Source organism: Dactylosporangium sp. NPDC050588 (assembly GCF_040654975.1).
In the GTDB taxonomy this organism is placed as follows: Bacteria; Actinomycetota; Actinomycetes; order Mycobacteriales; family Micromonosporaceae; genus Dactylosporangium; species Dactylosporangium maewongense.
This window is the reverse complement of record NZ_JBFAJA010000190.1, coordinates 1-4,943: the sequence shown is the minus strand read 5'-3', so window position 1 is coordinate 4,943 and position 4,943 is coordinate 1. Positions and strand designations below refer to the sequence as shown.

Sequence of the window (4,943 nt, the reverse complement as noted above, 5' to 3'; positions counted from 1 at the left end):
CCGAGATCTACCTGTAGTCCGAAGACGTACCGGGCCTACCGGCATCAGTGCCGAACGCGCAGTCCTGCCAGCGAGCGCACGGATGCACGCTCATGCCGCCGAGCGTGCGCGTCCCCTGGTATGGCCATTACGCTCTGTATCGAATCGCTGTCGGGTGTGTCAATCCGGCTGGGACCGGCGCTGCGTTGGCGCGTCCGTAAGGTCCCGCTCGGTGACCTCGAAGGTGGGCCCCGAACTGAAGAACACCAGAGTCGGCCGCCGGACGGCGGGACCGACACTGGTCGACGGCCGCATCGTCGGTGGCCGGGCGCAGGATTCCTCGGGCCGAGAGGTAGAGCTGCTGTCTTCCGTCGGATCAGGTGTAGGAGCGGCGATTGACACGGCCGCTACGCGGCTCGGCCCGGGTCACCCCCGCGGTTCCGGACGCTGCTCGGAGCGATCCCGCCGCCGACGAAGCTGCTCGAGTAGAAGCGGATTCCGACAACCAGCACAGCGAAGGGGTACGGCTCACTGCCGACGATCGGTACACGCTCATGCTGGAAAGGTGCGGGCCGTCAGCGCCTGTTGTTGCGGCGTATCAGGAAGACGACAACGCCGACAACGACTGCGATGCAGCACAGCATGCTGGTCAGGCGGCCAAGCGAGTACGCGATGTCTTCCGCTGCGCTTCCAGACGCTTGCGTCCCGGAGCCGGCCCATGCCGGGGCGCCGGCGGCGGTCGAGGCGACGACACCGGTGGCGGCGGCGCAGATGCGCGTGGACAGGACTCGAAGGCTCACGGTTCGGCAGCGTAGATCAACATCTTCGTTGCCACAATCACCTGACCAAGCCAGGCGTCCGGATCTGCCGCCGGCCGTGCGCGGCCCCGTCTGCCGCCTTGTGGCAGTGCGTATCCGACGGCGCGTCCATCCACGTCGCCGATTCCACGGTTTCCTCCTACCCGTGGCGGGACGTGCAGGCCGAGCACACATCGGTCGCCCACAACCGAGCCAGCGCCATCTCGGGATCGACCTTGGAGGTGTTGAGCCTGAGCAGAGGGTCCCGGGCTCGCTGCACATCAGCGCCGGGCCGGTACAGCTCAACCACCAACCAGGCGACACCAGGCGCCGCCTCCCGGGCAGCATCGGCCACCGCACCGTCACGGCAACGCAGCACCGCCACCCGCCTGAACTGTGGTACTACGCGATCGACCAGCACGTACCGCGGATCCAAGTTCTGCAACGCCCCCACGACGGCGTCAACCCCGAACCCATAGAGCATGACGCCCCGTCGTCTCCCGGACACTGCATCATTCTCAAGCCACCAGCCCGCCCGAAACCGCAGCGCACGGCACCTAAATTACGTGCACGCACATGCCGCAGGTGTCGCGTGGCGGCCTATCCGGAGATCGTCACGCTGCGTGGCGCCAGGTCGGCAGCTCGCACCGTGATTGAAGTGCTCGCTATCGCCGTTGTCGGTGCGCCCCTGCTGCCATCAGTCTGCGATGCCCAGCCACGGGTCTGCTCGCAGGGCGGCAAGCGTCTCCAGGTGCCATTCAGTGGCAGTCGCGATGAGGGCGTCGAGGGTGGGGAATTGTTCCACGCCCGCTTGGGTGAGCCAGCGCACCTGATGCGGCGATGTGAGGTCGAGCAGGACGACGCTCAGGCTCAACTCAGCCGCGCCGATGACGAGGTACCTGTCGCGGGAGAGCCCGAACTGCCGGTCGCTGCCCTCGTCGTACGCCTCGACGATCACCCAGGCCTGTTCGGTGGCCGGCCCGTCGATCAGCTCGGCGATCGGCAGCATGTCCGTCTGCCCGTCAAAGCCGACCCAGCCGTCGCAGTAGGCCAGGAACTCCGGATACCACGAGGGGAGATCGACGCGCTGCCTGAGCGCAGTCAGGTCCGAAGAGCTTGCGCCCGGGTTGGGACCGCCGTGCCGAAGATTCCATGCACGTCGGCGAGTTCCACCTCGCGGCCGACAGTTGCCGCTCGTGCCATCACATCTCGAAACGCGAACTCCACGCTGCCCCACCATCGGTCGCCGCCAGCCGCGCCACAGCGGCTGGCCGGATCGATGATCCACCGTTGCCGCGTATCAGGCGAGCGCCGCGGCAACGCAACCGGGCTGAACGCCATCCGCACATGCTGCGATCCGCTCGGCACGCACCTTGGCCTCCGGAAGCCGCGGTGCACTCGTTGCCGAACGCGCTGCAGGCGCAGGGCCGAACAGCTTCGCGCTCGTGTCGACGATCGTGGGCCCGACCAGCTGTCAGCACGAGGCGTCGCGGCGGACGCCAGCACAGGTACCGGAACTCGAGCACGTCCATCGCGTGGGGAAGCTTGATGGGCGGATCGGCTGCCCGCATCGCCAGCTTGACCACGTTTCCGGTCATGCCGGAGGGCGCGCGCTATCCGGCGTCACAGACCTACGCCGGCACAGATAGCCGCGAGTTGCGCATTCGCGGCCTCGATCTCTAACGGTAGGAGCTGGCGTTGCCCGGTACGCCGAGGACGCCGGGCTGTCGGACGTGGTCTTGGGTGAGTCCGCGCGGGTCGATGCTCCAGGCGCCGGCCACCCGCATCACGTGCTCCTCGTCTCCGGCACGGCGGTACCACGTGTCGTATTCCTCGTCGCTCCAGGAGTCGAGCGGTACAACGCCCACACCGAGCTCACGTTCGACGGCTGTGGGCTCGCCGACGTTGAGGACCACGCCGTCGTCACCGGTGTAGGCGTATCCACGTTCCAGCGTGCCGCCGCGCGCCAACGCCCACGCAACATAGTCGACGGTGCGATGCGAACCGAAGAACTGAACCTCGCCCAGGCGAGCGCTCACCGCGCTCAGCCACTCAGGGAACCCGTCCAGCGAACCGTCCAGCCCGTGCCCGCGCAGATGCTGGACCCCATGAGCGAGCGTCCAGTCATCGCCCACGGACACCACGTACACACCGCGCCGGTACGCCTCCTCGGTGCCATCGGCCCAACCCGCCGGCCGCCGATCGACGAGCCCGAGAACGTCCGCCACAGCCGCTACCGAACCACGCCGTACCGCCAGCCACGACGTCTTGAAGCTGAATCCGGCCATCGCTCACTCCCGCGCCCGCACACCCAGCGCCGCCACAACCCGGCATCCTGCCAGACCGCGCTCGCCCGGACAGATGATCGCACCCGGTCCGGCAGCCAATCGGCCTCAGAAGGGATCGAATCCCCACAAGATCACACGCACTGTCGTAGCCGCGATCAGCTCGCGACGGAACGCTGCCGCATCTTCGGCAGCCCAGCTCACGGATAAGAAGCCGATGAGTGCGCACGTGATCTTGTGCCGCTGCGACCACCCATCTGACAAGACTTCCTCAGGATGTGCCAGGGCGGGGACGATCTGACTCTTGCCGGGCTTCAATGTAGGTACGGCCGAACCGGTCGCCGGAGCGCATGGAATGGTGACGACCGATGAGCGCGCAGCCCAAACGCATCCCGGGCCAGACCAGCGCCGAGTATTCCGGCGGCCCCGACCCGAATGTGCAGTTCCTCGGCACCCATTCGACGTCGGGCGGCGGCGACCTGTCCTGGGTGGGCCGCCTCTACAACGCCATCGCCGACCGGCTCGCCGCCCGCCGTAACCGCACCTGACCCGACGCACGCCCGATATCGTGGATGTGCCATGTCCGCTACACGGTGAACCCTGCCGCGGTGGAGCGAGCCAACGCCTGATCGACGCGAAGCAGTACGTGCTGAAGAGCGACTGGTGCGAGCCCCAGCCGCGGGTCGACGACGAGAATATGTTTCTCGGCCGGCACTCGTGGACGGATTACGCCGAGTGGCACCTGGCCCTGACCGACGGCGCGGCCGACGAGACCAAGGCCCGCTACGCGTTCGTGTACGTCGACCTGCGCCGCGTGCTTCGCACGGGCCTCATCGCCCGCGTCTGCCGCGCCGCCGAGTGGCGACACAAGGCGGTCGAACTCGAGGCCCACGACCTGCTGCACCACCTCGACAAAGCGGCCGCCGGTCCCTCAGGTCCGAGGGCCTGTCTGGCGGCGACCTCGTCAGGCCTCCAGCCAGCGCAACCCTGGCGTCCTGGGAGGCCGGCGTGCAGCCGCCGGACCCGAAGTAGCAGGGCCCTTCGTGGCCGCTACGCTTCCCCACACCTGCGACTGGAGGACCACGTAATTATGAGCGAAGAGTACGTCACCCTCGACGACAAGGACCTCAACGGCGACGGCGTCGTCGACCAGGCCAAGATCTACACTCTCGACGACGGCGCCAACGTGCTGGAGGCCGACACGGACGGCGACGGCGAGGTCGACCTCATCGCGATCGACGCCGACGGCGACGGCGTCTACGAGGAGACCGTCGACCCCGCCACCGGCGAGTCCACGGACCTCACCAACTCCTGAGCCGAGGGCCGCGCGGCCCCGAGTCCCCGGCTGGCAGTCACCGGCCGGGCTCACGTTGATCGGGACGGGCCGGATGGCTGGAGGGTCAGGCGACCCGACCGTAGCGGTACGGCGTGCCGGGGAGTTGATGGAGTCGCACCACACCAGGTGGTCCGTGAAGACGATGCCGGTGACGGGCTGTTGCCAGTGGTGGCCACGCCGATGCCGTCGCCGGCCGCGCCGGTGACCATGTTGGTTCGCACGAGGCAGCTCGGGGAGGAATGAGGCTACCCGGATGCCGTCGGTGGTGGTGCGGCTGACGCTGTTGCCTCGATCACGATGTCCCGGCTGGCCTCGAGCGAGATGGGCGGTCGTCCAATTTAGGCCCCTTCGGTGGTTGCCCGAAGTAGTTGACTGTCGCGTGTTCCCGTGCGGGCCGGCGTTGCGGCCGTGCCGAAGGCGAGCAGGTGTTGCGGGTTGGCCAGTAGTGGGGCAAAGCCGAGTTCGGCGGCGCCGACAAGGGTCGCGTCGTCGCCCAGACCCGAGGTGCGCAGTCGTACCCGCTCGCGGGCCACCGGCAGAACGTTG

5 protein-coding genes and 1 pseudogene are annotated in these 4,943 nt (G+C 68.0%); 2 read left to right on the top strand and 4 right to left on the bottom strand.

Annotated features, from left to right (window positions below):
• Nucleotides 1–554: 554 nt before the first annotated feature.
• From AB0I21_RS57060 to AB0I21_RS57050, 3 genes are all read right to left on the bottom strand, one after another.
• Nucleotides 555–779, bottom strand: coding sequence for a hypothetical protein (locus tag AB0I21_RS57060; protein ID WP_360574387.1), 225 nt, complete (start codon nt 777–779; stop codon nt 555–557).
• A gap of 694 nt (nt 780–1,473) precedes the next feature.
• On the bottom strand, nt 1,474–1,785 hold the full coding sequence (locus AB0I21_RS57055; RefSeq protein ID WP_360574385.1) for a hypothetical protein: 312 nt from the start codon (nt 1,783–1,785) through the stop codon (nt 1,474–1,476).
• Nucleotides 1,786–2,455: 670 nt separating this feature from the next.
• Nucleotides 2,456–3,064, bottom strand: coding sequence for a hypothetical protein (locus tag AB0I21_RS57050; protein ID WP_360574383.1), 609 nt, complete (start codon nt 3,062–3,064; stop codon nt 2,456–2,458).
• A gap of 365 nt (nt 3,065–3,429) precedes the next feature.
• On the opposite strand from AB0I21_RS57050, the gene AB0I21_RS57045 reads away from it, so the two are divergent.
• Nucleotides 3,430–3,609 (top strand): hypothetical protein, encoded by a 180-nt coding sequence (locus tag AB0I21_RS57045; RefSeq protein WP_360574381.1) that lies wholly within the window; start codon nt 3,430–3,432, stop codon nt 3,607–3,609.
• Nucleotides 3,610–3,707: 98 nt separating this feature from the next.
• A complete protein-coding gene (locus AB0I21_RS57040; RefSeq protein ID WP_360574379.1) occupies nt 3,708–4,376 on the top strand; it encodes a hypothetical protein in 669 nt (222 codons plus the stop codon).
• Nucleotides 4,377–4,735: 359 nt separating this feature from the next.
• On the opposite strand, the pseudogene AB0I21_RS57035 reads toward AB0I21_RS57040, so the two are convergent.
• Nucleotides 4,736–4,943, bottom strand: a pseudogene (locus AB0I21_RS57035) (hypothetical protein); the annotation flags it as partial.